This is a genomic window from Pseudomonas sp. NS1(2017) (assembly GCF_002269425.1).
GTDB classification, from domain to species: Bacteria; Pseudomonadota; Gammaproteobacteria; order Pseudomonadales; family Pseudomonadaceae; genus Aquipseudomonas; species Aquipseudomonas reactans.
In genome coordinates this window covers 3915399-3939467 of record NZ_CP022960.1, presented here as the reverse complement: position 1 = coordinate 3939467, position 24069 = coordinate 3915399, and the positions used below count along the sequence as shown (strand labels likewise).

The window sequence follows — 24069 nt, the reverse complement described above, 5'->3', positions numbered from 1 at the left end:
TTCTATAGGTTTCTGGCGCGGCTGTTGACGCCGATCCGGCTCAAAACAACCTCAGGGCGTCACGGCGCGGTCAGGGTGACCACGTAGGCCCCCGATTGAATGGGCTTGCCGAGGGTGTCCACCAGCACATACCGCTGGTCGTAATAGCGCCCATCACTGCGGTCGGCGACCAACTTGACGTTAACCTGCGCAGTGCCCAGCGCCGTCACCGTGCGCACGGGCTGCACCGCTAACTGGCTGCCACGCAAGGCCTGGGGGCAGCCCTTGAGTTCCAGCGTCGACCCACTTGGCGCAGCCGCATGGCAACTCGGCTCGACGATACTGCCGTGAAACTGAATGACGCCTGAGGGGCCCGCTATGCCAGCACCTGCCCATAGCGCAAGAGCGCCGGTAACCAGTGACAAACGCTTAACGTTCATGTCGACGCTCCTTCTTGGGTAGTTAAGAAGGTAGTCGTCTGGGCCGGCGTTTACTTGAGCCTATTCGCCGAAGGTTGTGACAGGGATCATGGATCCACCTGCCCCATCAGTTCCGGAATGCTTTCCGGCCGCTTGGCATAACGCTGCGCCAGCGCCGCGCAGACCATCAGCTGGATCTGGTGGAACAGCATCAGCGGCAAAATCAGCACGCCCATGGTTGCCCCGGCGAACAACACCTGGGCCATCGGCACGCCAGTTGCCAGGCTCTTCTTCGAACCACAGAACAGAATGGTGATGCGATCTTCCTGGTTGAAGCCGAAAGCTTTGCCCAGCACGGTCGAAGCCACCAGCACCAAGGCGAGCAACACACAGCACGCCACCACCAACCCACCCAGCTCCCACAACGGGATCTGGTGCCAGATGCCTTCGTTGACCGCTTCGCTGAACGCGCCATAGACCACCAGCAGAATGGAGCCCTGATCAACGAACTTCAGCCAGGATTTATTGCGGCCGACCCACTCACCGATCCAGCGACGGGCGATCTGCCCGGCGATGAATGGCAGCAGCAGTTGCACGCTGATCTTCAAGATCGCGTCGACGGTAGAGCCGCCCTCGCCGTGCACGTTGAGCAACAGTGTCACCAACAACGGCGTAAGGAAGATCCCGAACAGGCTGGACGCCGCCGCACTGCAAATCGCCGCCGGGATGTTGCCCCGCGCCAGGGACGTGAAGGCAATCGCCGATTGCACCGTGGCCGGCAAAGCACAGAGGTAGAGCATACCCATGTACAGGTCTTTGCCGATCAACGGCGATAGCACCGGCTTGAGCGCCAGGCCCAACAGCGGGAACAGCACGAAAGTCAGGCTGAACACCAACAGATGCAGGCGCCAGTGCCCGGCACCGGCAACAATCGCCTGACGCGACAGCTTGGCGCCGTGCAGGAAGAACAGCAGCGCAATCGCCAGGTTGGTGACCCAGCCGAAGGCCACGGCGGTCTGGCCGCTGGCCGGCAGCAGGGAAGCGAGGATCACCGTGGCGATCAGCGTCAGGGTGAAGTTGTCGGGCAGGAAACGGGGGCGAGTCATAAGCAGGATCTTCCGGGGGTTGCCAAGAGCGTCGTCGCGACTCTAACGTAACGGCTCGTTACCGACTAACGCCAATGAGCCAGTAAATGCCGCCTAAAGGACATGACAAGACCGTCCGCCGCAGTGTGCCCGGGCTTTCCAGCCTGCCACGGCCGGTGTACGGACGCACCGAATCCTTGCCCAATCGTGCGCTGACCCGTCGCCACAGCCACCCGTGGGTGCAATTGTCCTACGCGATTTCCGGGGTGCTGGAGATCCAGACCAGCGTCGGCCGCTTCGTCGCGCCGCCTCAGCGGGCGGTGTGGATTCCGGCCGGCATGCCGCACCGCGTGTTCAGCTCGCCCCACACGGAAATGCGCAGCCTGTACCTGGATTGCAGCGTCACCACCTGGGCGGATGAGCGCTGTCATGTGCTGGAGGTGAGCAGTTTGCTACGGGAGTTGATCCGCAGTTTCAGTGAGTTGCCGGTGGAATATGCCGAGGATGGGCCGGATGGGCGTTTGGCCCAGGTGGTACTGGACCAACTGGCGGCGGCGCCGCAAGTCGACCTGATGCTGCCGCTGCCAATGGACCCGCGCTTGCGCCAGATCTATCGCAGCTTGAATTCACACCCGGAGCAGCAGACGACCTTGGGCCAGTGGAGCCAGAAGCTGGGGGTGAGTGAGAAAACCCTCAGCCGCCTGTTCCTGAGCGACACCGGGCTGACCTTTCGGGCGTGGCGCCAGCGCTTGCGATTGCTCACCGCCCTGCCCGCCCTGGAGCAGGGCGAGCGGGTGACGGATGTGGCGCTGGGGTGTGGGTATGAATCCACTTCGGCGTTTATCAATGCGTTTCGCCAGCAGTTCGAGGCCACGCCGGGGGAGTTCTTTCACTAGGCAGAGGCCTTCGCCAGCATCGCCTGGAGCAACACATCCGCCCCCGCCGTCGACCATTCCTGGGAAATGTCTTCCGCCTCGTTATGGCTCAACCCATCCACACAGGGCACAAAAATCATCGCCGTCGGCGCCACTTGGTTCAGGTAGCAGGCATCGTGCCCGGCGCCGGAAATCATCGGCCGATGGCTGTAGCCTAACGCCTCAGCCGACGCCCGCACGACCTCGACACAGCCCGCGTCAAAGGCAATCGGCGCGTACTGGAAGATCTGCTTCACGCTGTGCTGCAAGCCAATGCCGTCGGCAATCTGCGCCACGGCATCGCGCAACTGCTGGTCCTGGCGCGCCAGCACCGCTTCGTCCGGGTGACGGAATTCCACACTGAAGAACACCCGCCCCGGCACCACGTTGCGTGAGTTGGGGAAGATATTCGCCATGCCCACCGTGGCCCGCCCTTCGGCGCCCTGCTCCAAGCCCAGCCCGTTGACGGCCTCGACCACCCGGGCAAAACCGAGCAAGGCATCCAGGCGATGATCCATGGGCGTAGTGCCGGCGTGGGCACTGCGGCCGCTCAGTTCCACTTCGTACCAGCGCTGGCCCTGAGCGCCAGTGACCACGCCGATGGTAATGCCCTGTGCCTCTAGAATCGGGCCTTGTTCGATGTGCAGTTCAAACGCGGCGTGGATCGCTTGGCCACCCACCGGTTCGGTGCCTGCGTAGCCGATTTGCTGCAGCGCCTGGCCAATGGTCACGCCGGCTTTGTCTTCACGGGACAGCCCGTACGCCAGGTCAAACACGCCCGCGTAAACGCCCGACGAAATCATCGCCGGCGCAAAGCGTGAACCTTCCTCGTTGGTCCAGTTGACCACTTCGATGGGCCTGTCGGTTTCAATGCCCAGGTCGTTCAGGGTGCGCAGCACTTCCACGCCCGCAAGCACACCGTAGATGCCATCGTACTTGCCGCCAAAGGGCTGGGAGTCGCCGTGGGAGCCGGTCATCACCGGGGCCAAATCGTCGAAGCGCCCCGCGCGACGGGCGAAGATATTGCCCATGGCATCCACGCGAATGCTGCAACCGGCCGCCTCACACCACTGCACGAACAGGTCGCGGCCACGGCGGTCTTCGTCGGTCAGCGCCAGGCGCGAGACGCCGCCTTTTTCGGTGGCGCCGATCTGCGCCATTTCCATCAGCGAAGCCCACAGGCGTTCGCCGTTCACACGCGCCAGCTTACTCATGGGGTTTGGCCCGATAGCGGAAGTCACAACGATGATCGCCGCCCATGATGGTCTGGGTGCGGGTCAACTGGATGTCTGGGTTGTAGCCGACGATAAACAGCTCGTCACGGTTGCACGACAGCAGGTGGCCGATCTCGCCCAGGCCCATCTCGTGGTACATCTCGGCGTAGCGGCAGCGCTTGACGTCGTAGTCGTAGTGCTCGGCGTCACTGGCGATGATCTCGACCTTCAGCGCGTCGTCCTTCTCCCACAGCACTTGCAGCTCGACGAAACTCTTGAGGTCGGCGCCCTGCTCTTCCAGCGACGCAAAATGCTTGCCGGCCTGGATCGCGGCATTGCCCACGGCTTCACCGATCACAGCAGCAGCAAAGTCCTTGCCCTGTTCGCGCTTGAGGATCTCGTAGATCGGCTTGATGATTTCGGCCTCGATGCGCCGCCGGGCGAGGATGCCCAGTTCACCTTCCAGTTTGCTCATGACTGCTCTCCATTAGCCCTTGTAGGAGCGAGCTTGCTCGCGAAAAATGTACAACCGACGCTGGCATGCGCCTGAAATACTTTCGCGAGCAAGCTCGCTCCTACAAAGGATCGGGTTTTATTGACCGCCCGCCACGCTCACCGGCTGCCATTGATTGGCCTTGACCTGGTAAACGGTGAACGACGGTTTCTTCAAGTTGCCTTCACCGTCAAAGGCGATGGTGCCGGTCACGCCCTCATAGCTAATGGCGCGCAGCACCGGCAGGTATTTCTGCGGGTCCACCGAATCTGCTTTCTCGATAGCCGCCACCAGCACGCCTACACCGTCGTAGGCGAACGGCGCGTGCAGCTCGATATTGGTTTTATAGCGGTCCTTGTAAGCCTGTTCGAACGCCTTGCCGCCCGGCATCTGCGCAATCGCCAGGCCCGGTTCCAGGGCGATCACGCCCTCGCCTTCGTTCTGTGCCAACTGCAGGAAGGTCTGGCTGACGAAACCACCGGCGCCCATCAATGGCGCCTTGATCCCCAACTGCTTGATGCGACGGGCCAACGGCGCGGCCTGGGCATCGACGCCGCCGAAGAAGATCAGGTCCGGGTTCTGGCTGCGGATATTGGTCAGTACGGCGCTGAAGTCGATAGTCTTGTCATCCACGTATTCGCGGGACACCACCTTGGCGCCTCCGGCTTCGATGGACTTGACGAACTGGTCCGCCAGGCCCTGGCCGAACGCGGTGCGGTCGTCGATCACGGCGATACGCTGGGCTTTCAGGGTTTTCAAGGCGTAGTCGCCTGCTACCTGACCGCCATCATCGTCGTGGCCCATGATGCGAAAACTGGTGTCGAACCCTTGCTGGGTGTAGGCGTGACCGGTAGCCACCGGCGCCACCTGGGCGATGCCCGCGTCATGGTAAACCCGCGCCGCCGGGATGCTGGTGCCGGTGTTCCAGTGGCCGACCACGCCCACCACGCCTTCATCCACCAGGCGCTGGGCCACGGTGACGGCGGTGCGTGGGTCGGACTGGTCGTCTTCGGACACTAGCTTGAAGGTCACGGCTTCACCGTTGATTTTCGGGTGCTTGGCGTTGGCCTGGTCGATGGCCAGTTGCGCGCCGTTTTCCAGGTCCTTGCCGATCCTGGCCGACGGGCCGGTAAGCGGACCGGCGAGACCGATCAACACAGTCTGGTCGGCCTGGGCCACGGCGCTGGCCAGGCTACTCAGGGCCAGGCCGATCAATGCGGTTTTCTTCAACGTGTTCATGGATTATTCCTGCTAAGTGTCGGGCGGGTCGGAACACGCCGGGCGTCCGGTAGCGTCATGGTTTTATTCACCGAGGTAGGCACTGCGCACCTCGGGGTGTTCAAGCAAAGCCTGGGAGGGACCGGTCAAGGTGATGCGCCCGGTGTCCATCACGTAGGCACGATCGGTGACTTGCAGCGCCAGCCGTGCGTTCTGTTCCACCAGCAACAGGGTCATGCCCTGGCGACAGACGTCGTCGATCACCTGGAAAATCTTCTCGACCATGATCGGCGCCAGGCCCATGGACGGCTCATCCAGGATCAACAAGCGCGGGCGTGACAACAGCGCACGGGCCAGGGCGAGCATCTGTTGCTCGCCACCGGACAACAGGCCGGCGGACTGATGCAGGCGTTCTTCCAGGCGCGGGAAGTGTTCGAACAACTGGCGCATTTCGCGCTGCACTTGCGCGTTATCGCGACGCAGAAAGGCACCAGCCTGCAGGTTTTCCAACACGCTCATGCGCGCGAAAATCCCGCGGCCCTCGGGGACCATGGCGATGCCTTGGCGCAGCAGGTGTTCCGGGGCCTGGCCGAGAACCGATTGCCCGGCAAAACGGATCGAACCCTTGGCCGCCGGCAGCAAACCGGTCAAGGCCTTGAGGCTGGAGGACTTGCCTGCGCCATTGGCGCCGATCAGCGTGACGCGCTCGCCTTCAGCGATATGCAGGTCCAGGGATTTGACGGCTTCGATGGCGCCGTAGCGCACCTGCAAACCTTCGACATTCAACAAGGCTTCAGACATGCGCACTGGCTCCCAGATAGGCCTGGATCACCGCCGGATGCTGACGCACTTCGGCCGGCGGGCCGACGGCGATGACCTGGCCGTAGTCGAGCACGCTGATGCGGTCGCATACGCCCATCACCAACTTGACGTCGTGTTCGATCAGCAACAGCGTGTGGCCGTCGTCGCGGATCTTTTCCAGCAGGCCGCGCAATTGCACTTTCTCGCTGGCGTTCATGCCCGCCGCCGGTTCATCCAGGGCCAACAGGCGTGGCTCGGTGGCCAACGCGCGGGCGATTTCCAGGCGGCGTTGATGGCCGTAGCTGAGGCTGTCGGCGCGGTAATTGGCAAAGCCGGCCAGGCCTACATACGCCAACAAACGGTGGGCATGGGCGCGGGTCTGTGCCTCTTCTTCCTGCGCGCGGCGGTGACGACTCAAGGCCGCCCACACGCCGCTGCGGGTGCGCACATGGCGCCCGACCATAACGTTTTCCAGGGCGCTCATCGCATTGAACAGGCGGATGTTCTGGAACGTGCGGGCAATACCGGCTTCGGCCACCTGATGCACGCTGGTGGGCTGGTAGTCACGGCCATCGAGCTGGAAGCGCCCGGAATCCGGGGTATACAAGCCGGTCATCACATTAAAGAACGTGGTCTTGCCCGCGCCGTTCGGGCCGATCAACCCGTAGATCTCACCGGGCTGGATGCTCAGGCTTACATCGGTCAGCGCCGCGACGCCGCCGAAGTGCTTGTTGACCTGGTCTATCTGCAACAGCGGTGCGTTCATCGTGCCACTCCTTTGGGCCACAGCCCGGCCGGTCGATAGAGCATCGCCAGGATCAGCGCCAGGCCGTAGAACAACTGGCGGATGATTTCCGGGTCCACCAGCACCTGGCCGAACAGCGCCTGTTGCAGTGGGCCCATGCTCGCGCGCAAGGCTTCGGGCAAGGCCGCCAGTAGCACGCAGCCGAGGATCACGCCGGGGATATGGCCCATGCCACCCAGCACCACCATGGCCAACACGGCGATGGACTCGTTGAGGGTGAAGGACTCCGGCGAAACAAAGCCTTGGAACGACGCAAACAGCGCCCCGCTCACCCCACCAAACGCGGCACCAATGGCAAACGCCAACAGCTTGAGGCGCACCGTATTCACGCCCATGGCCTGCGCCGCTTCTTCGTCTTCACGGATCGCCACCCAGGCGCGGCCGATGCGCGAGCGCTCCAGGCGGATGCAGGCAAACAGGATCAGCACCACCAGCGCAGCAAACAGGTAGTAATAGAGGTAGACCGACGGCAGGCGCAGACCGAACAGCTCCTGGGTGCGACCGAGGTTCACGCCCAGCAGGCTGACCGGATCGACCTGGGCAATGCCTTTGGGCCCGTTGGTGATATTCACCGGGCGATCGAGGTTGCGCAGCAGGATGCGGATGATTTCGCCAAAGCCCAGGGTGACGATGGCCAGGTAATCGCCGCGCAGGCGCAGGGTCGGCGCGCCGAGCAGCACACCGCAACCGGCAGCCAGCAGCGCGCCCAACGGCAAAATCAGCCAGATCGAGGCGTGCATCCCCGCCGGTAACAGCGCGGCCAATGCCGGGAACTGTTGCAGCAGATGGGGTGACGAGAGCAATGCTGCCAAGTAGGCACCCACCGCGTAAAACGCGATGAAGCCCATGTCCAGCAGCCCGGCGTAACCGACCACGATGTTCAGGCCGAGGGCGAGCATGATGTACAGCAGGGCAAAGTCCAGGGTGCGCACCCAGGTGTTGCCGCCGGCATGCCCGACGATCCAAGGCGCCAATACCAGGGCCACAGCGAACAGCAGCAAGCCGAGACTCGCACGCTTGATGGGAGACAGAGACTTGATCATGCGCGGGTCGCCAAACGTTCGCCCAACAACCCCGAAGGACGGAACACCAGCACCGCGATCAACACGATGAAGGCGAACACATCCTGGTAATTACTACCGAACACGCCATTGGTGGCCGCGCCCAGGTAACCGGTACCCAAGGCTTCGATCAACCCCAGCAGCAGGCCACCAAGCATGGCGCCCTTGAGGTTGCCGATACCGCCCAGCACCGCGGCGGTGAAGGCTTTGATGCCGGGCAAAAAGCCCATATAGAAATGCGCACTGCCGTAGTTGCTGGCCATCATGATCCCGGCGAGTGCCGCCAGGGCGCCGCCGATGGCGAAGGTGATGAGAATAATCCGATTCGGGCTGATGCCCATCAGGCTGGCGACCTGGGGGTTTTCCGCCACGGCACGCATGGCGCGGCCGAAGCGCGTGCGCTCCACCAGCACCAGCAGCGCGATCATCACCGAGAGCGCGATAGCGATAGTAGTCAGCGCCGTGACGTTGGTAATCGCCGGGTGCGCCGAGGCACCGGCCAACACTTCAATCGGCGCCAGTGGCAGCAGTTGCGGGAACATCTGTGGGTTGCGGGTCCACACCAGCATGGCGATGGTTTGCAGCAGCAGCGACACGCCGATCCCGCTGATCAACGGCGCCAGGCGCGGCGCATGGCGCAGGCGGCGATAGGCAACGCGCTCGATCACCACCGCAAGCACCGCGCAAAACGCCATGGCAACGACGGTGGCACACAGCAACACCAGCACCGGCGGCAGTTCTGGAAAGCTCGCCTGCAACAGGCGAATCATCGACAAGCCGACCAACGCGCCAATCATCAACACGTCGCCATGGGCAAAGTTGATGATGCGCAAAATGCCATAGACCATGGTGTAACCCAGGGCCACCAGCGCGTAGAGACTGCCCGTCATCAGACCGTTGAGCAGTTGTTGGAGAAACCCATCCATCAGGACCAGAGACCTCAGTGCGTACAAGGGCGGCACACTAAGCATCTATTCTGTTTTTATCAAATATCAGAAAGTCATATGCATATACCAAACGAACAACAGGCTGTTTATGCCAAAAATACGGCATTTATGGCTCTTTATTCAGGTTGAAAGTTAGTATTTAATTCAATACATGAATAAATCAGAACAGTTAGCCAACGACCCTCCCCTGCGTGCCGTGCGCACCTTCGAAGCGTTCGCGCGCCATGGCGGCGTGAATGCCGCCGCGCGCGAACTGGACGTGTCCGCCTCGGCCATCAGCCATCAATTGCACTTGCTGGAAGATTTCCTGCAACAGCCGCTGACCTTGCGTCAGGGCCGCAACCTGGTACTCACCGATGAAGGCCGCGAGTATTACCGCGCGATTCGTTCGGCCTTCGCCGTACTGCGCAGCGCCACCGAGCACGTGCGCGAAAAAAGCGCTACGCGCCAGGTGACCATCAGCCTGATCCCGCTATTTGGCATCAACCTGTTCATCCCGCGCCTGGCGGATTTTCTGAAGGGCCACCCGGCGCTGGACATCAACGTGACCTACGCCAACCACCGCAGTTACCCCAGCGATGCGGCCGACCTGTCGATCCGCTTCGGCACCGGGCATTGGCCGGGTTATCACAGTGAGCCGCTGATCTCCGGCGCGGTGACGCCCTATTGCAGCCGCGATTTCCTGGCGCAACACGGCCCCATCGATTCACCCGAGGCGCTGAGCCAGTTGCCACTGCTGCACGACGAAGAACGCGGCACCTGGGGCCAATGGTTCGAAGCGGCCGATGTCGACACCACAGCACTGAATGGGTTGTTGCTGGAAGATGGCCAACTGGCGCTCACCGCAACTCTCACCGGCCTCGGCTGCGCCTTGCTGCGCGAGCCGCTGGTGGCTCCATTGGTGGCCAGTGGCGAGTTGGTAAAGTTGTTTGAACGGGAGGTCAATGATGGCCGCCAGTACTACCTGTGCCGGCGGGCCAACAGTGAATTGTCGAGCGAAGGGAATGACTTGTATGACTGGATCAAGCGCAGTCTGATCGCCGTTTAACCCAACCTACTGTAGGAGCGAGCTTGCTCGCGAAGAACCCAAGAGCGCCGCGTCAAACCTGATGCGCTGCGCTATCGTTAACGACCTTCGCGAGCAAGCTCGCTCCTACAGAAAGCGATTTTAGCTGCCATTGCCGCCATGGGCTTCTTCGAAGAAGTAGTCCTTCCAACTGGCCGCCTTGTTTTTCAGCACACCGAGTGCCTGCAATTTTTCGGCGTAGATGTAAGTGCGCTGCGGCACGATGGTGAAATCGATTTCCGGGTCCTGGACGATTTTTTCTACCAGGTCCAACGGCAACTTCGATTGCTCTACGCGAATATACGCCTTGGCTGCAGCCGGTTTGTCGGCCTTGATGATCTTCTCGGCCTCGGCCAGCGCGTCATAGAACGCCTTGTAGGTCTTGGGATTTTCGTCGTGGAATTTCTGCGTGGTGTAAAGCACGTTGAACGTCGCCTGGCCGCCCAGGATGTCGTAGGAACTGAGCACCTTGTGCACGTTGGGATTCAACAGTTCCTGGTACTGGAACGGCGGGCTGGAAAAGTGCGAACTGATCTCCGAACCGCCGGCAATCAGCGCGGCGGTCGCGTCGGGGTGGGCCAGGCTGATGGAGATGTCGTCGAACTTCTTGTAGTTGGCATCGCCGAACTGCTTGGCGGTCTCGATCTGCAGGGTGCGCGACTGGAACCCGACGCCGGCGGCGGGCACGGCGATGCGGTCTTTCTCGGTGAAGTCCTTGAGAGTCTTCACGTTTGGGTTGTTGGTCAGCAGGTAGTTGGGCATCGAGCCGAGAGAGGCAATGGCCTTGACGTTCTGCTTGCCCTGGGTACGGTCCCACAGGGTGAGCATCGGCGGTACGCCGGCCGAGACCACGTCCAAGGCGCCGGCCAGCAGCGACTCGTTCATCGCGGTGGCGCCGGAAATGCTGTTCCACTCCACCTGGATGTCCAGGCCCTGTTCCTTGCCGTGCTTTTCGATCAGGTGCTGGTCGCGCACCACATCGAGGATCAGGTAGCCGATACCGAACTGCTGGGCAATGCTGATCTTGCCTTCGGCCTGGGCGCCGATACTGATCAAGGCTGTCGCAGCAGCCAGCAGGGTCAGGGAAGAACGCTTGAACGTCATAGGAATCTGCCGGGTTTTTAAGAAGGTGATGGAGCCTAGCGGCGATTTTTAAGACTGGAAAAGAATATCGGGATCTATTGTTATGCAAATAACCCACAAACAGGCGCTCGGCTGGTATTGTGCCGCGCTTTGAAAACCTGCCGCACACTGCGAGGAAATGGACGTTGAACACTGACGAAAAAATGACTGGGGACCTGTTCGAGGTGGATAAGCGCCTGTCACTCAAACCCGTGGTGGACTTCAACGCCTACTTGCGCAGCGCCTTCGGCGAAGGCCCGTGCAGCTGTATCCGCTGCACGGCCAGCCAAGGTGATGAAACCGGCTATGAGTTCCAGCACACCTTCACCTTTGACGGCAAACTCACCCACCGCCGCTTCGCGTCCACGGCAGGCAGCGATGTACTGCAAGCGTTGAAGAAAGCCTGGTTGTCGTACACCAAGGCCGAGCTGCCGTTGAGCGGCGTGCTGGCGCAGGACACGGTGAAGGAGTTTGTCGAACCGCAACTGCACAAACGCCTGGCACCACTGTTTTTGGCCAGTGGGTTGGTCAAGGAGGTAGAGGGGGTGTTGCAGGTTCAGCCGCAGGCGGCGTGATCAGTAACCCACACCCCGCACACCACCGGAAGCCCGGATCGATTCGCCGGTCACCCAATGAGCCTCATCGGAGGCGAGGAACACAGCTACCGGCGCGATATCTTCCGGCTCACCAAAGCGTCCAAGGGGCGTACCGGCGATCAGCGACTGGCCAAATTCGCCGGCAAAATTGCCATCGGTGGCCGGCGTGTTGGTATGGCCCGGCAGGATCGAGTTGACCCGGATCCCTTTCGGCCCCAGCTCACGCGCCAGGGCGAAGGTCAGCGTGTCCACCGCGCCCTTGGTGGCCGAGTACACGCTGGAGGCCAGGTAGGGGTCGGTGCTGAGGATCGAGCTGATGTTGATGATGCTACCGCCCTGCCCCAGCAGCTTCACCGCTTCGCGCGCCGCCAGCAGATAACCCAGCACGTTGAGGTTGAACTGTTTGTGAAAGGCCTCTTCGGTCAGGTCTTCAATCATCTGGAACACCGCGACGCCTGCGTTGTTGACCAGGATATCCAGCCTGCCGAATTGCTCACCGACCGTTGCGAACAGCCGCGTAACGTCGGTGCCCACACTCATGTCCGCCTGCACACTGATCGCTTTGCCACCGTGCTGCTGGATATACGCAACCACTGCGTCGGCGTCGGTTTGACTGGTGGCGTAATTGACCACCACGGTCGCGCCGGCTGCCGCCAAGCCTTTTGCGATCCCTGCGCCGATGCCTTTCGAGGCACCGGTGACCACTGCAATTTTTCCGTCGAGCTTCATGATTCTGGTCTTCCCAAGTTGAGTGATGTCGCTTGCCACCAGTATTCGGTCCGCCATAGGAATGCCGGTTGCCGGTTCTTCTCCCATGCTTGCCTATTCTTCTCAGCCGGCTTGCTTTGCCCGTCGACCTGGCTCAAGGTCGCTGCATGAACGACGACCTGGATGAACTGCGCCGCCTTGTGATGCGCGCCGATAACAAGTGGACCGATACGGGCCTGCCGCGTGTGGCGATGGTGCGCGCCGAAGCGTGCGCGGATCAGGTGTATCAGCCGATGCTGCACCTGGTGCTGCAAGGTTCGAAGACCCTCTCCATCGGCGATCAGGTCGCGACCTACGGGCCGGCCAGCTATTTCGTGGTGCCGGTGGAGGTGCCGGCTACCGGCCAGGTCCACCCCTCGACACCCGCCTTGCCCTACCTGGCGCTCAGCCTGACCCTGGAACCCTCGATGATTGCTGCCGTGCTGGCAGACGAGCGTCAACCCGCCGAACGCCCGCGCACGCAACGGTTCGCGGCGGTGCAGGCGTCGGAGGAAATGCTGGATGCATGGCTGCGCATGCTGCGGTTGATGGATCGCCCCAACGAGGCCGCCGTACTGGCGCCACTGATCGAGCGGGAAATCCTGTTTCGGGTCCTTCAGGGTCCGCTGCGCGAAACCCTGGTGGACATGGCGCGCCCCGATGGTCGCCTGGCGCAGATCCGCCGCGCCACCGAGTGGATCCGCCAGCACTACACCGAACCTTTTCGCGTAGAGCCACTGGCGGCCATGACGGACATGAGCGTGGCGGCGTTCTACCGGCATTTCAAAGCCATCACCGCGATGACGCCAATTCAATACCAGAAACGCCTGCGCCTGTTGCGGGCGCGCTGGTTGCTGCTGTTCGACACTCTGGATGCAGCGTCCATCGCCTTCACCGTGGGTTATGAAAGCGCCTCGCAGTTCAGCCGCGAATATGCGCGGCTGTTTGGTTTGCCACCGGTGAAAGACGCAGCCCGGTTCAAGGTGCCGGGTTAAACGCCGGACAACACGCTGATGTCACCGGAACGCCAGACGTTATCCACCGTCACCCGCCGAATCAGCCAGACGCTGGCCTCCCTGACCAACTCAACGTCATAACGGTTCTTCATCAAGTAGTGCCGCGACGGATCGCTTTGCGGCACATGTTGCGCCTCCACCAGCGCGTCCAGGCGGGCGCTGTCGCCGTCCAGCGTCACGCGCGCGTTGCTCACGGAGTGCGTGGTGTCGAGCTGGCTGAGCGCGCCCGACAGCGCGGCGACGATGGTGTCGCGGCCTTCCAGCACGGGGTATTCAAAGCCGGCCTTGGCGGCAGCCGGACGAAAATCCGACACGGCGTATTGAGTGAAGGCCGAAGCAAGCAGGGCCTGATCCCTCTGGTCGATGCCCGCTGCGAAGCGATGCAGGGTGTCGATCACCGCGAACGTGTCGGCGGTGGTTTGAAACTCAGTCGAGGTCATGGGGTAATTCCTGTGGCGATTAGTAATCGATGATCTGGGTGCCGGCAATCGTCTGGGCAAAGCCCACGCCGAACAGTTTGGCCGGGGTTTCGAAACCGGCCCGGCGTTCGCCGCCGAGTACACGGCGTGCCGCCTCCACGGCGGCCAGCGGGGTGTAGCTGTAGCCGTTGATGGTCTCGATCACCGAGCGTGCCACCGTGCCATCGATGCCGATGACTTCGGCCACGGCGCGCGCGCGATGGGCGTCACGTTGGGCCTGAGTAGGACCATCGGGCAGCAGCGACAGGTCGCCCTCAGGGAAGGCTTCACCGGTGATGTGCACGAACATCGCGATCGTCGGGACGGCGCTGGAGTGCCAGGCGGTCACCAGGTCGCCAAACGACAACGGCGCGCACAGTGCCGGTCCGTCGCCAAAGTCCAGGTACTGAGGCTGGGCGTCTGGTGTGGCGACCAGTTCACCCTCGATGCGCGCCATCACGCCGGCACCGAGGATCTCGCTGACACTCATGGCCGAACCACGCGACATCGCGCCGGGCACCTGCAGGGCGATTTTTATCGACTGCGGCTGCTGCACACGGCTGGCGACATGCATGGCCAGGCAGTCGGTGGGCACCACGTCCCAGCCCACGCCGGGCAGCAACATCACATCCGCTTCGGCGCCGAGTCGTTCGGCAAGGCGGTACACGTTGATTTCGGCGGTGATGTCCAGGTAGTCGGTGCCATTGGCAATACAAGCGCGCATCAGCGCTGCGGCGGTCTGGGCGAACGGCCCGGCAAAGTTGAGCAGCACGTCGATGCCTTCCAACTGGGCGGTATCCGCCGTGAACACGCGGTAAGGCGCGTCCAACTCAACCGCCAGGGAGGCCAGGCGTTCGGCGTTGCGACCGGCCAATACCAGGTTGAGTCCAAGGTGTTTCGCGTGGTGCGCCGCCATGCGTCCGGTGTAGCCCGTGGCGCCGTAGATCATCAGGGTTTTCATGGGGTGTGCTGCCAGTTCTTGTAGACGAATTCGAGGCTGTAGCCGTCCGGGTCCAGCACGTTGGCCGCGTAGTAGTTGGGGTCGTAGTGCAGACGTGCGCCCGGTGCGCCGTTGTCGGTGGCGCCGTTGGCCAGGGCGGCGGCGTAGGCGTTATCCACCTCGGCGCGGTTATTGGCGACGAAGCCCACATGCACCGCTCGCCCTTCCACCACGCCTTCGCGCAGCCAGAAGAACATCCGGCCATTGGCGCCAAAGCCCTTCAGGTCCGGGTGGCCGGGCGGGCCGTCCTTGCCGTCGTAGTCGTGCCGCGCGGTGATGCCGAGCGGCGTCAGGGTGGCTTCGTAGAAGCGGATCGAGCGTTGGATATCGCTCACCGAGATAAACAGATGATCGAGCATGATGGAGCCTCCTGATTCAGATGATGTAGCCGCCCGCGACCTCGACGGTCTGAGCATTGATCCAGCGGCCTTCTTCCGACAGCAACAAGGCGATAACCCGTGCCACATCTTCCGGTTCGCCTACACGGCCGAGGGCGGTTTGCCCGGCCAGCAGCGCTTCGAATTCATCATTCAAGCCGCCGCCCAGTTCGGTGCGAATGGCGCCGGGGGACACGGCGTTGGCGCGGATACGCCGTTCACCGAATTCCTTGGCCATGTAGCGCGTGAGCACATCCAGACCACCCTTGAATGTGGCGTAAGGCGCGACACCCGCCGTCGCGACGCGAGTGGTGGCGCTGGTAAGGTTGACGATGCTGGCGTGTTCTTCCAGCAGCGGCAGCAGGATTTGGGTCAGGAAAAACGGCCCCTTGAGGTGCACATTGAACAGGCCGTCGAACTGCGCCTCGGTCACCGACTCAAGGGGGTTGAACAGGCCGTAGCCGGCGTTGTTCACCAACCCACTCAAGGTGCTTGCGCCCCAGGTGGTGTGCAGGGCGTGCGTCACCGCCTCACGGAAGGCAGGGAATGTGCTGACAGCCGCAACGTCCAATTCCAGCGCAACAGCTTTCCCGCCGCTGGCCTCGATACGCTGGACCACCGCCCGTGCCGCATCCGGGTTGCGCTTGTACGTCAGGATCACCCCATGCCCCTGACGTGCACACAATTCGGCGGTACTGGCACCGATCCCACGGCTGCCTCCGGTAATCACGATAACGCCCATGGCCTGCTCCACTGCTGAAAAGTTGAGTGCCCACAGTAGTCATCGCCCTACTCTCCGACGCAGCCGTTCCTACTCAAATCCTGCCTGTTTCTGCTTTTTGCTTGCGCAAGGCTCCATGCCAGGCACAGCATGGCCACCATGAATACTCAATTGATCGAACTGCGCGCCTTGGCCGCAAACGCCGAAAACCGCCGCACCGAGACCGGCATCCCCCGCGTGGCGATGGTCCAGGGAGCGATTCCCGAGCATATGCTCGCGGCGGTGTATGACCCGATGATCAACCTGATCCTGCAGGGCAGTAAGTGCATGACCGTGGGCGACCGCACGCTGCATTACGACCCGGCGACGTATTTTGTGATGTCCATCGAGTTGCCCGCAGTCGGCGTGGTGAACCCGGCGATCACGGGCGAACCCTACCTGGCGGTGAGCCTGACGCTTGATCCGACCGTGCTGACCACCCTGCTCAATGACCTGCCGGCACCCAACAGGCGTTGCGAACAGGAAGCCGGTTTCTCCGTGGCGGCCGTCACGCCTGCCTTGATGGATGCCTGGGTGCGCATGTTGCGCCTGATGGGCGACCCGGTGGCGATTGCCGCCCTGGCGCCCGCGTACGAACGGGAAATCCTCTACCACGTGCTGCAAGGCCCCCACGGCTGGATGTTGCGCGAGATTGCCGCACCGGACACGGCCATGGCGCGGGTCAGCCGGGCGATCCAGTGGATCCGGCGCGACTATGCCGAGCCGATTCGTGTGGAGGCGTTGGCGCAGAAGGCCGCGATGAGCGTTTCGGCATTTCACCGGCACTTCAAGGCGGTGACCAACCTGAGCCCGTTGCAATACCAGAAACGTGTGCGGCTGTTGCAGGCGCGCACGTTGATGGTGGCCAGTGCCAGCAGCGTGACCAGTGCGGCCTTTGAGGTGGGGTATGAAAGCGCGACCCAGTTCAGCCGGGATTATGCGCGGGTATTCGGGTTGCCGCCGGCGAGGGATACGGCGCGGATTCTGGGGGATGCCAGGCGTCGCGAAGGATAAATCAGGGATATTCCTGACGGGCATGCAGGACGTTGACGATCTCTATCCGTTCAGCCGTCACTCGATAGACCAACACATAATTAGGGTGCACCACGACTTCGCGGGTACCCGGTATTCGACCATTGGGATAGAGGTAAGGATGTTCAGTCAACGGTAAAGGCGCGCTCTCAAGGCGATTCTTGAGACGTCTTGCAGCGCTTGGGTTTTCTGCGGCAATGAAGGTAACGATATCAATCAGGTCGGCAATGGCTTCATCAAGCCAAACAACCCCCAGCATCAGGCCTTAGCCCTTTGTTTGCGCTCCGCTTCCAGAATGATTGCCTCAGCCCGCGCCATCACTTCGTCATGAGGTACGCCGGGGCCAGGATTGGCCAAGCTTTTTTCGACTTTTGCCCGGAACCAGAGATCATGGCGACTCGCCTGCTCCTCGGTCTCAAACTCAGAAACGATAGGGGAAAGTGGAACACCCATCAGAGAATCTCCTGTATGAATACGCAGCAGTCTAGTCGCAACTTGCTGCACTGTCTTGGACCTCCTGATGAAATGCAGCCCAACCAGCGAACGAAAAAAACGGCACGCAAGCGTGCCGTTCTTCTTTTCCCTCACTGAACGCAATTACTTACGCGCAGCCTCCCACTGTTTGAGCAAGTCGCCATAAGCCACGGTCTCGCCTTTCGGCTTCTCGTTGGCCAGTTTCGGTTTCGGCGCGCCCGGCTGGTCGAACCAGTATTGCGCGTCACGCTCTGGGTTCATTTTCGGGCCGCACACCGGTTGCACCTTGGAGCGTTCCAGGCGCGTCATGATCGCGTCCTGTTCCTTGGCCAGGTTGTCCAGCGCCTGCTGCGGGGTTTTCTCGCCGCTGGCGGCCGCCGCGATGTTGCTCCACCACAGTTGTGCCAGGCGTGGATAGTCCGGCACGTTGGTGCCGGTCGGCGACCATTCGGTGCGGGCCGGGCTGCGATAGAACTCGACCAGGCCACCCAGTTTCGGCGCCATGTCGGTCATGGCCTGGGAGTTGATGTCGGACTCACGAATCGGCGTCAGGCCGACGATGGTTTTCTTCAGCGAGACGGTTTTTGAGGTCACGAACTGCGCGTAGAGCCAGGCCGCGAGTTTCTGCTTCTCAGGCGTCGACTTGAGGAAGGTCCAGGACCCTACGTCCTGATAGCCCTTCTTCATGCCCTTCTCCCAGTACGGTCCTACCGGCGACGGCGCCATGCGCCACTTCGGCGTGCCGTCGGCATTCACCACCGGCAAGCCCGGTTTGACCATGTCGGCGGTAAACGCGGTGTACCAGAAGATCTGCTGGGCGATGTTGCCCTGGGACGGCACCGGGCCGGATTCGGAGAAGGTCATGCCCGCCGCTTCCGGTGGCGCGTAGGCTTTCATCCAGTCCACGTATTTCTGGGTGGCATACACGGCGGCCGGGCCGTTGGTGTCGCCGCCACGGGTGACGCTGGAGCCGACCGGGTGGCAGTCCTCCACGCGAATGCCCCACTCGTCCACCGGCAAGCCGTTGGGCAAGCCCTTGTCGCCGCCACCGGCCATGGAGAACCAGGCATCGGTGAAGCGCCAGCCCAGGGACGGGTCTTTCTTGCCGTAGTCCATGTGCCCATACACGCGCTTGCCGTCGATTTCCTTGACGTCTTCACTGAAGAATTTGGCGATGTCTTCATAGGCCGACCAGTTCACCGGCACGCCGAGGTCATAGCCGTATTTTTCCTTGAACTTGGCTTTCAGGTCCGCGCGCTCAAACCAGTCGGCGCGGAACCAGTACAGGTTGGCGAACTGTTGGTCGGGCAGTTGGTAGATCTTGCCGTCCGGCGCGGTGGTGAATGAGAGGCCGATGAAGTCCTTCAGATCCAGGGTCGGCGAGGTGTAGTCCTTGCCCTCATTGGCCATCAGATCAGTGATGGATTCGGTCTTGCCGTAGCGAAAGTGCGTACCGATCAGGTCCGAGTCGTTGACCCAGCCGTCATAGATGTTCTTGTCGGACTGCATCTGGGTTTGCAGCTTCTCCACCACGTCGCCTTCCTGCAGCAGGTCGTGGGTCAGCTTGATCCCGGTGATTTCGCTGAAGGCCTTGGCCAGCACCTTGGACTCGTACTCGTGGGTGGTGAGGGTTTCCGACACCACGTTGATCTTCATCCCACGGAACGGTTCCGACGCCTTGATAAACCACTTGAGTTCCTCAAGCTGCTGTTCAGCCGTGAGGGTGGACGGTTTGAATTCGCTGCCGATCCATTTTTTTGCGGCATCTTCGTACGCATCGGCCCAGGCCGAAGCGCTCAAACCGCTGAGGGCCAGTACGGCGGCCAATGAAATGCTATGTCGCAGCTTATTGTTCTTATTCAACATAGAGACCTCCAGGTTAATTTCAAAAGGGACCTGCGAACACAACCACTGTAGGAGCGAGCTTGCTCGCGAAAAGCTCACAGACACCGCGGGCTACCTGGAGCGCTGCGTTATCGTTGACGATCTTCGCGAGCAAGCTCGCTCCTACAAGGTGTCGGGCCACTAGCCCCAACGCATCACACTCAACAGCCATACCAGGGAGAGCGCGGACGCCACCCAGATGCTCCAGTCGGTAGCGCCGATCACCAGCAAATGCAGGTAGGCGCTGCCGAGAAGACCGATAAACAAACGATCACCACGGGTGGTGCTGATCGGTAACAAACCGCGCCGAGGGATACTCGGCGAACGCAATTCCCAGGTGGTCATGCCCGCGAGGATCAGGGCTATGGCACCAAAGAACAGCGCAGTGGGGGTGGTCCAGGCCATCCATTCCATCATCGACTCCTCAGACCCGGCCCAGGGCAAAGCCCTTGGCCACGTGGTTGCGAACAAACCAGATCACCAGCATGCCGGGAAGGATAGTCAACACCCCCGCCGCCGCCAGCACGCCCCAATCGATACCCGACGCCGAGACCGTGCGCGTCATCACCGCCGCAATCGGCTTGGCGTTGACCGAGGTCAGGGTGCGCGCCAGCAGCAGTTCGACCCAGGAAAACATGAAGCAGAAAAACGCGGTCACACCGATGCCGGAGCCAATCAACGGGATAAAGATCTTCACGAAGAACTTGGGAAACGAGTAGCCGTCGATGTAGGCGGTTTCGTCGATTTCCTTGGGCACTCCGGACATGAAACCTTCCAGGATCCACACCGCCAACGGCACGTTAAACAGGCAATGGGCCAGGGCTACGGCTATATGGGTGTCAAACAGACCAATCGACGAATACAGCTGGAAGAACGGCAGCAGAAACACCGCCGGCGGCGCCATGCGGTTGGTCAGCAGCCAGAAGAACAGGTGCTTGTCACCCAGGAAACGGTAGCGCGAAAACGCATAGGCCGCCGGCAGCGCCACGCTCAGGGAGATCACCGTGTTCAGGCTTACGTAGTACAGCGAGTTGAGGTAACCGGTATACCAGCTCGGGTCGGTGAAGATCACCTTGTAGTTGGCCAAGGTAAAATCCTGCGGAAACAGCGTCAGCCCGCCGAGGATTTCGGTGTTGCTCTTGAAGGACATGTTCAGCAGCCAGTAGATCGGCACCAGCAGGAACAGGATGTAGATCAGCAGCGGAATAACCTTGCGCTTGCTCATGTTGGCGGCCTCAGCGGTTGGCGTCGGAGTGGGTCATGGCGGTGTAGAACAGCCAGGACACCAACAGGATGATCAGGAAGTACACCAGCGAGAAGGCGGCCGCCGGGCCCAGGTCGAATTGGCCTACGGCCATCTGGGTCAGCGTCTGACTCAGGAACGTGGTGGCGTTACCCGGCCCGCCGCCAGTGAGGACGAACGGCTCGGTGTAGATCATGAAGCTGTCCATGAAGCGCAGCATCACCGCGATCAGCAGCACGCTTTTCATCTTCGGCAACTGGATATGTCGGAACACCGCCCAAGGCGATGCCCGATCAATTCGCGCAGCCTGGTAGTACACGTCCGGAATCGCGCGTAGCCCGGAGTAGCAGAGCAGCGCCACCAGCGACGTCCAGTGCCATACGTCCATCACCAACACCGTGACCCAGGCGTCCATGGTGTTGGCGGCGTAGTTGTAGCTGATGCCGAGGGCGTTGAGGCTGTACCCCAGCAAACCGATATCGGCGCGCCCAAAAATCTGCCAGATCGTACCCACCACGTTCCACGGGATCAGCAGCGGAATGGCGAGGATGATCAGCACCAGCGACGACCAGCGGCCCTTGGTCGGCATGGTCAGGGCGATGGCGATGCCCAGGGGGATTTCGATCAGCAGCACGCAGGCCGAGTAGATGAACTGGCGCAGCAGCGAGTCATGCAAACGTGGGTCGAGCAGCACCTGCTTGTACCAATCGGCACCGACAAAGTAGCGGCTGGACTGGTCGAAGATGTCCTGCACCGAGTAGTTGACCACGGTCATCATCGGGATCACCGCACTGAATGCCACCAGCAGGAACACCGGCAACACCAGCCACCAGGCCTTGTTGTTCTGCACCTTGTTCATGGCTGCACCTCCAGCAGGTAATCGTCGGCATAGACCATCAGCCACTGCGCGGGAAAGCTGATGGAGGCCTGGCCTTCGGGCACCGGTTTGTCTTCGGCCAGGCGCACCTTGAGCAAGGCGCCATCCAGGTTGAGGGTAATGATCTTGTAGGTGCCAAGGTCTTCAAGGTGTGTGACATCGGCCTGCATCGCGTCGGGATTGTGCTCGTCCCACACGTGGATGAATTCCGGGCGGATGCCCACCTGTAATTTCTTGTAGTCGGTGTTGGCAATCCGTTGTTGCAGGGCTTCGGACAACGGTAGATGGGTGCCGGCAAAGCGCACCCCGCCCGCCTCGGCCTGCACCTCGATCAGATTCATCCCAGGGCTGCCGATGAAATAGCCGACAAAGGTGTGGCTAGGCCGTTCGAAAAGATCCCGGGGCGTGCCGAATTGCACAATCTGCCCGCCGTACATCACCGCGATCTTGTCGGCGAAGGTCGAGGCCTCCAACTGGTCGTGGGTGACGTAGACCATGGTGATGTTGAACTGCTCGTGGATTTGCTTGAGCTTGCGCCGCAGTTTCCACTTGAGGTGCGGGTCGATCACCGTCAGCGGTTCATCGAACAGGATTGCCGACACGTCGTCACGCACCAGGCCGCGACCCATGGAGACTTTCTGTTTTTCGTCTGCGGTGAGGTTGCGCGCTTTTTTGCTCAGCAGGTTTTGCAGGTCGAGGACCTCGGCAATTTCCTGCACCTTGCTGTGAATTTTCGCCTCGGCCATGCCCTGGTTACGCAGCGGGAACGCCAGGTTGTCGAACACCGTCATGGTGTCGTACACCACCGGGAACTGGAACACCTGGGCGATGTTGCGTTTTTCCGGGGTGAGGTCGTTGACCACTTTGGTGTCGAACAACACCTGGCCTTCGGACGGGCTGAGCAGGCCGGAGATGATATTGAGCAAGGTCGACTTGCCGCAGCCCGACGGCCCGAGTAAGGCGTAGGCCCCGCCCTGCTCCCACACGTGGTTCATTTCCCGGATGGCGTAGTCCTCCGGACCACTCGGCGTAGGGCTGTAGCTATGCGCCAGGTTCTGCAAATGGATCTCGGCCATCAGGCAACCCTCGCGACACGGCGTCCGGGGGCTTGGACCAAACGGCCCTGACCATCGAACACAAACAGTTTATGGGTGGGGATGTACACACGGATCGGTGCGTCGACGTCGTATTCGTGCACCCCCGGCAGGTGCAGCACCAGTAGGAAATGCTCGCTGCGCACATGCAGGAAGGTTTCCGAACCGCTGATCTCCGCGACTTCCACGGTGACCGCCAGCTCCAGGTCGTCATCGTTGCTCGGCACCAGGCTGATATGGCTGGGGCGTACGCCGAAACGGAACTCGCCTTCGCCAATGGGGCGCAGGTCGACGTTCAGCGGGAAGTGCACGAAATTGGCGAAGCTCACTTCGTTGCCGCTGATGCGACCTGGCATCAGATTGATCGGCGGCTCGGAAAACAGCTCGGCGGCCAGCACCGTCTGCGGCTGGTGATACACCTCGGCGGCCTTGCCGCTCTGGATCACCCGGCCTTCGTGCAGGATGGTGGTGGTGCCGCCGAGGGCCAGGGCTTCGTTGGGCTCGGTGGTGGCGTAGATGGCAATAGTGTGGCGCGCGGCGAACAGCTCGCGCATTTCCTGACGCAGTTCTTCGCGCAGTTTGTAGTCCAGGTTTACCAGCGGCTCGTCGAACAGGATCAGCTCGGCGTCCTTGACCAGCGCACGGGCCATGGCCGTGCGTTGCTGCTGGCCGCCGGAGAGTTCCAGCGGGTGACGCTGGAGGAATTTTTCGATGCGCAGCATTTTCGCGGTTTCCAGCACCTTGCTCTGGATCACCTCGTTGGACACACCGGCCTGGCGCAACGGCGAGGCGATGTTTTCGAACACGGTCATGGTCGGATAGTTGATGAACTGCTGGTACACCATCGACACGTTGCGCAGGCGCACCGGTTTTTGCGTGACGTCCACACCGTTCATCAGGATGCGACCGCTGTTGGGCTTGTCCAGGCCGGCCATCAGGCGCATCAGGCTGGTTTTGCCGGACAGGGTGCGGCCGAGCAAGACGTTGAAGGAACCGGCTTCGAAACGCAGGGTGGCGTCGTCGATCCAGGTCTGGCCTTCGACAACGCGGGAGACATTTTCCAGGGTCAATGACATGACACGACCTTTTTTATTATTGGAATGAATCTGGCCAGTTGTCAGAGCGAGTTTCGTGCCAAAACGGCAAGTGGTTGATGTGCAAGGAAATGGGGGAAGCGGGATGTTCAGGAGTGAACAATCCGGGTGAACAACTGAACAGGTCAGGGGGTTGACAATGAACAGTTATGAACAACACTGAACAAGATTTTGCATTTCTCTGTAGGAGCGAGCTTGCTCGCGAAGCACTCAAGGACACCGCGTAAAATCAGGATAGGCGCGTTATCGTTGAATATTTTCGCGAGCAAGCTCGCTCCTACAGCGGAAATCCC

The 24069-nt window shown here is 61.4% G+C and carries 28 protein-coding genes; 5 read left to right on the top strand and 23 right to left on the bottom strand.

Features of this window, described 5'->3' with window-relative positions:
- Positions 1-59 precede the first annotated feature (59 nt).
- Both CI807_RS18785 and CI807_RS18780 read right to left on the bottom strand, forming a co-directional pair.
- Positions 60-419 (bottom strand): hypothetical protein, encoded by a 360-nt coding sequence (locus CI807_RS18785; protein ID WP_016977287.1) that lies wholly within the window; start codon positions 417-419, stop codon positions 60-62.
- Positions 420-505: 86 nt separating this feature from the next.
- Positions 506-1504 (bottom strand): bile acid:sodium symporter family protein, encoded by a 999-nt coding sequence (locus CI807_RS18780; RefSeq protein WP_012724877.1) that lies wholly within the window; start codon positions 1502-1504, stop codon positions 506-508.
- Between the two features lie 86 nt (positions 1505-1590).
- Between CI807_RS18780 and CI807_RS18775 the strand changes: the two genes are divergently transcribed.
- A complete protein-coding gene (locus tag CI807_RS18775) occupies positions 1591-2379 on the top strand; it encodes a helix-turn-helix transcriptional regulator (RefSeq protein WP_095015690.1) in 789 nt (262 codons plus the stop codon).
- On the opposite strand, the gene CI807_RS18770 is transcribed toward CI807_RS18775, so the two are convergent.
- From CI807_RS18770 to CI807_RS18740, 7 genes are all read right to left on the bottom strand, one after another.
- Positions 2376-3611 (bottom strand): Zn-dependent hydrolase, encoded by a 1236-nt coding sequence (locus CI807_RS18770; RefSeq protein ID WP_095015689.1) that lies wholly within the window; start codon positions 3609-3611, stop codon positions 2376-2378. The genes CI807_RS18775 and CI807_RS18770 overlap by 4 nt on opposite strands.
- Entirely contained in the window at positions 3604-4086 is a 483-nt protein-coding gene (locus CI807_RS18765) for an L-2-amino-thiazoline-4-carboxylic acid hydrolase (RefSeq protein WP_016977290.1), read from the bottom strand. The genes CI807_RS18770 and CI807_RS18765 overlap by 8 nt, the downstream gene beginning before the upstream one ends.
- Positions 4087-4203: 117 nt before the next feature.
- The gene (locus tag CI807_RS18760) at positions 4204-5343 is read right to left on the bottom strand and encodes a branched-chain amino acid ABC transporter substrate-binding protein (RefSeq protein ID WP_095015688.1); all 1140 of its coding nucleotides are present in this window, start codon (positions 5341-5343) and stop codon (positions 4204-4206) included.
- 63 nt (positions 5344-5406) lie between these two features.
- Complete coding sequence (locus tag CI807_RS18755; protein ID WP_095015687.1) at positions 5407-6123, bottom strand: ABC transporter ATP-binding protein; 717 nt, start codon at positions 6121-6123, stop codon at positions 5407-5409.
- Positions 6116-6889 carry an ABC transporter ATP-binding protein gene (locus CI807_RS18750; protein WP_095015686.1) on the bottom strand — a complete coding sequence of 258 codons (774 nt, stop codon included), beginning with the start codon at positions 6887-6889 and terminating at the stop codon, positions 6116-6118. Before CI807_RS18750 ends, CI807_RS18755 begins: the two co-directional genes overlap by 8 nt.
- A complete protein-coding gene (locus CI807_RS18745) occupies positions 6886-7971 on the bottom strand; it encodes an ABC transporter ATP-binding protein (RefSeq protein WP_095015685.1) in 1086 nt (361 codons plus the stop codon). Before CI807_RS18745 ends, CI807_RS18750 begins: the two co-directional genes overlap by 4 nt.
- Positions 7968-8915, bottom strand: coding sequence for a branched-chain amino acid ABC transporter permease (locus CI807_RS18740; RefSeq protein ID WP_095015684.1), 948 nt, complete (start codon positions 8913-8915; stop codon positions 7968-7970). Before CI807_RS18740 ends, CI807_RS18745 begins: the two co-directional genes overlap by 4 nt.
- 172 nt (positions 8916-9087) lie before the next feature.
- Between CI807_RS18740 and CI807_RS18735 the strand changes: the two genes are divergently transcribed.
- Positions 9088-9984, top strand: a complete 897-nt coding sequence (locus CI807_RS18735) for a LysR substrate-binding domain-containing protein (RefSeq protein ID WP_095015683.1) — start codon at positions 9088-9090, stop codon at positions 9982-9984.
- A gap of 120 nt (positions 9985-10104) precedes the next feature.
- On the opposite strand, the gene CI807_RS18730 is transcribed toward CI807_RS18735, so the two are convergent.
- On the bottom strand, positions 10105-11106 hold the full coding sequence (locus CI807_RS18730) for an ABC transporter substrate-binding protein (protein ID WP_095015682.1): 1002 nt from the start codon (positions 11104-11106) through the stop codon (positions 10105-10107).
- 164 nt (positions 11107-11270) lie between these two features.
- On the opposite strand from CI807_RS18730, the gene CI807_RS18725 reads away from it, so the two are divergent.
- Positions 11271-11699, top strand: coding sequence for a hypothetical protein (locus CI807_RS18725; protein ID WP_095015681.1), 429 nt, complete (start codon positions 11271-11273; stop codon positions 11697-11699).
- Here CI807_RS18725 and CI807_RS18720 read toward each other — a convergent pair whose 3' ends face one another.
- Complete coding sequence (locus CI807_RS18720; RefSeq protein WP_095015680.1) at positions 11700-12449, bottom strand: SDR family NAD(P)-dependent oxidoreductase; 750 nt, start codon at positions 12447-12449, stop codon at positions 11700-11702.
- Positions 12450-12595: 146 nt separating this feature from the next.
- Between CI807_RS18720 and CI807_RS18715 the strand changes: the two genes are divergently transcribed.
- A complete protein-coding gene (locus CI807_RS18715; RefSeq protein ID WP_095015679.1) occupies positions 12596-13462 on the top strand; it encodes an AraC family transcriptional regulator in 867 nt (288 codons plus the stop codon).
- On the opposite strand, the gene CI807_RS18710 is transcribed toward CI807_RS18715, so the two are convergent.
- The 4 genes from CI807_RS18710 to CI807_RS18695 are packed head-to-tail and all read right to left on the bottom strand — an operon-like array spanning position 13459 to position 16060.
- Positions 13459-13923 (bottom strand): nuclear transport factor 2 family protein, encoded by a 465-nt coding sequence (locus tag CI807_RS18710; protein WP_095015678.1) that lies wholly within the window; start codon positions 13921-13923, stop codon positions 13459-13461. The genes CI807_RS18715 and CI807_RS18710 overlap by 4 nt on opposite strands.
- Positions 13924-13942: 19 nt before the next feature.
- Positions 13943-14902 carry a trans-acting enoyl reductase family protein gene (locus tag CI807_RS18705; protein ID WP_095015677.1) on the bottom strand — a complete coding sequence of 320 codons (960 nt, stop codon included), beginning with the start codon at positions 14900-14902 and terminating at the stop codon, positions 13943-13945.
- Positions 14899-15300 carry a VOC family protein gene (locus CI807_RS18700; protein WP_095015676.1) on the bottom strand — a complete coding sequence of 134 codons (402 nt, stop codon included), beginning with the start codon at positions 15298-15300 and terminating at the stop codon, positions 14899-14901. Before CI807_RS18700 ends, CI807_RS18705 begins: the two co-directional genes overlap by 4 nt.
- A 16-nt stretch (positions 15301-15316) precedes the next feature.
- Positions 15317-16060, bottom strand: coding sequence for an SDR family NAD(P)-dependent oxidoreductase (locus tag CI807_RS18695; RefSeq protein WP_095015675.1), 744 nt, complete (start codon positions 16058-16060; stop codon positions 15317-15319).
- Positions 16061-16198: 138 nt separating this feature from the next.
- Here CI807_RS18695 and CI807_RS18690 point away from each other — a divergent pair, with 138 nt between their 5' ends.
- The gene (locus CI807_RS18690) at positions 16199-17092 is read left to right on the top strand and encodes an AraC family transcriptional regulator (protein ID WP_177409587.1); all 894 of its coding nucleotides are present in this window, start codon (positions 16199-16201) and stop codon (positions 17090-17092) included.
- Position 17093: 1 nt separating this feature from the next.
- Here CI807_RS18690 and CI807_RS18685 read toward each other — a convergent pair whose 3' ends face one another.
- From CI807_RS18685 to CI807_RS18650, 8 genes are all read right to left on the bottom strand, one after another.
- Positions 17094-17369, bottom strand: coding sequence for a type II toxin-antitoxin system RelE/ParE family toxin (locus tag CI807_RS18685; protein WP_095015674.1), 276 nt, complete (start codon positions 17367-17369; stop codon positions 17094-17096).
- The gene (locus CI807_RS18680; RefSeq protein ID WP_095015673.1) at positions 17369-17563 is read right to left on the bottom strand and encodes a stability determinant; all 195 of its coding nucleotides are present in this window, start codon (positions 17561-17563) and stop codon (positions 17369-17371) included. The genes CI807_RS18685 and CI807_RS18680 overlap by 1 nt, the downstream gene beginning before the upstream one ends.
- 144 nt (positions 17564-17707) lie before the next feature.
- Positions 17708-19450, bottom strand: a complete 1743-nt coding sequence (locus CI807_RS18675; protein ID WP_016977308.1) for an ABC transporter substrate-binding protein — start codon at positions 19448-19450, stop codon at positions 17708-17710.
- A 159-nt stretch (positions 19451-19609) separates the two neighbouring features.
- Entirely contained in the window at positions 19610-19882 is a 273-nt protein-coding gene (locus CI807_RS18670) for a DUF2160 domain-containing protein (RefSeq protein ID WP_016977309.1), read from the bottom strand.
- A 10-nt stretch (positions 19883-19892) separates the two neighbouring features.
- Positions 19893-20693: a carbohydrate ABC transporter permease gene (locus CI807_RS18665; RefSeq protein WP_003174634.1), complete on the bottom strand. Its 801-nt coding sequence runs from the start codon at positions 20691-20693 to the stop codon at positions 19893-19895.
- Between the two features lie 10 nt (positions 20694-20703).
- Positions 20704-21570 (bottom strand): carbohydrate ABC transporter permease, encoded by an 867-nt coding sequence (locus CI807_RS18660; protein WP_010209674.1) that lies wholly within the window; start codon positions 21568-21570, stop codon positions 20704-20706.
- On the bottom strand, positions 21567-22664 hold the full coding sequence (locus tag CI807_RS18655; RefSeq protein ID WP_095015672.1) for an ABC transporter ATP-binding protein: 1098 nt from the start codon (positions 22662-22664) through the stop codon (positions 21567-21569). Before CI807_RS18655 ends, CI807_RS18660 begins: the two co-directional genes overlap by 4 nt.
- On the bottom strand, positions 22664-23758 hold the full coding sequence (locus CI807_RS18650) for an ABC transporter ATP-binding protein (RefSeq protein ID WP_095015671.1): 1095 nt from the start codon (positions 23756-23758) through the stop codon (positions 22664-22666). Before CI807_RS18650 ends, CI807_RS18655 begins: the two co-directional genes overlap by 1 nt.
- Between the last annotated feature and the right edge of the window lie 311 nt (positions 23759-24069).

What these genes read in the sequence shown, in the direction of transcription:
- CI807_RS18660 (WP_010209674.1), bottom strand. Translation starts at nt 21,570, where the DNA reads ATGAACAAGGTGCAGAACAACAAGGCCTGGTGGCTGGTGTTGCCGGTG.
- CI807_RS18735 (WP_095015683.1), top strand. Translation starts at nt 9,088, where the DNA reads ATGAATAAATCAGAACAGTTAGCCAACGACCCTCCCCTGCGTGCCGTG.
- CI807_RS18710 (WP_095015678.1), bottom strand. Translation starts at nt 13,923, where the DNA reads ATGACCTCGACTGAGTTTCAAACCACCGCCGACACGTTCGCGGTGATC.
- CI807_RS18665 (WP_003174634.1), bottom strand. Translation starts at nt 20,693, where the DNA reads ATGAGCAAGCGCAAGGTTATTCCGCTGCTGATCTACATCCTGTTCCTG.
- CI807_RS18760 (WP_095015688.1), bottom strand. Translation starts at nt 5,343, where the DNA reads ATGAACACGTTGAAGAAAACCGCATTGATCGGCCTGGCCCTGAGTAGC.
- CI807_RS18740 (WP_095015684.1), bottom strand. Translation starts at nt 8,915, where the DNA reads ATGGATGGGTTTCTCCAACAACTGCTCAACGGTCTGATGACGGGCAGT.
- CI807_RS18720 (WP_095015680.1), bottom strand. Translation starts at nt 12,449, where the DNA reads ATGAAGCTCGACGGAAAAATTGCAGTGGTCACCGGTGCCTCGAAAGGC.
- CI807_RS18700 (WP_095015676.1), bottom strand. Translation starts at nt 15,300, where the DNA reads ATGCTCGATCATCTGTTTATCTCGGTGAGCGATATCCAACGCTCGATC.
- CI807_RS18750 (WP_095015686.1), bottom strand. Translation starts at nt 6,889, where the DNA reads ATGAACGCACCGCTGTTGCAGATAGACCAGGTCAACAAGCACTTCGGC.
- CI807_RS18745 (WP_095015685.1), bottom strand. Translation starts at nt 7,971, where the DNA reads ATGATCAAGTCTCTGTCTCCCATCAAGCGTGCGAGTCTCGGCTTGCTG.
- CI807_RS18780 (WP_012724877.1), bottom strand. Translation starts at nt 1,504, where the DNA reads ATGACTCGCCCCCGTTTCCTGCCCGACAACTTCACCCTGACGCTGATC.
- CI807_RS18730 (WP_095015682.1), bottom strand. Translation starts at nt 11,106, where the DNA reads ATGACGTTCAAGCGTTCTTCCCTGACCCTGCTGGCTGCTGCGACAGCC.
- CI807_RS18755 (WP_095015687.1), bottom strand. Translation starts at nt 6,123, where the DNA reads ATGTCTGAAGCCTTGTTGAATGTCGAAGGTTTGCAGGTGCGCTACGGC.
- CI807_RS18680 (WP_095015673.1), bottom strand. Translation starts at nt 17,563, where the DNA reads ATGGGTGTTCCACTTTCCCCTATCGTTTCTGAGTTTGAGACCGAGGAG.
- CI807_RS18775 (WP_095015690.1), top strand. Translation starts at nt 1,591, where the DNA reads ATGCCGCCTAAAGGACATGACAAGACCGTCCGCCGCAGTGTGCCCGGG.
- CI807_RS18690 (WP_177409587.1), top strand. Translation starts at nt 16,199, where the DNA reads ATGAATACTCAATTGATCGAACTGCGCGCCTTGGCCGCAAACGCCGAA.
- CI807_RS18785 (WP_016977287.1), bottom strand. Translation starts at nt 419, where the DNA reads ATGAACGTTAAGCGTTTGTCACTGGTTACCGGCGCTCTTGCGCTATGG.
- CI807_RS18685 (WP_095015674.1), bottom strand. Translation starts at nt 17,369, where the DNA reads ATGCTGGGGGTTGTTTGGCTTGATGAAGCCATTGCCGACCTGATTGAT.
- CI807_RS18715 (WP_095015679.1), top strand. Translation starts at nt 12,596, where the DNA reads ATGAACGACGACCTGGATGAACTGCGCCGCCTTGTGATGCGCGCCGAT.
- CI807_RS18770 (WP_095015689.1), bottom strand. Translation starts at nt 3,611, where the DNA reads ATGAGTAAGCTGGCGCGTGTGAACGGCGAACGCCTGTGGGCTTCGCTG.
- CI807_RS18650 (WP_095015671.1), bottom strand. Translation starts at nt 23,758, where the DNA reads ATGTCATTGACCCTGGAAAATGTCTCCCGCGTTGTCGAAGGCCAGACC.
- CI807_RS18655 (WP_095015672.1), bottom strand. Translation starts at nt 22,664, where the DNA reads ATGGCCGAGATCCATTTGCAGAACCTGGCGCATAGCTACAGCCCTACG.
- CI807_RS18765 (WP_016977290.1), bottom strand. Translation starts at nt 4,086, where the DNA reads ATGAGCAAACTGGAAGGTGAACTGGGCATCCTCGCCCGGCGGCGCATC.
- CI807_RS18695 (WP_095015675.1), bottom strand. Translation starts at nt 16,060, where the DNA reads ATGGGCGTTATCGTGATTACCGGAGGCAGCCGTGGGATCGGTGCCAGT.
- CI807_RS18675 (WP_016977308.1), bottom strand. Translation starts at nt 19,450, where the DNA reads ATGTTGAATAAGAACAATAAGCTGCGACATAGCATTTCATTGGCCGCC.
- CI807_RS18705 (WP_095015677.1), bottom strand. Translation starts at nt 14,902, where the DNA reads ATGAAAACCCTGATGATCTACGGCGCCACGGGCTACACCGGACGCATG.
- CI807_RS18670 (WP_016977309.1), bottom strand. Translation starts at nt 19,882, where the DNA reads ATGGAATGGATGGCCTGGACCACCCCCACTGCGCTGTTCTTTGGTGCC.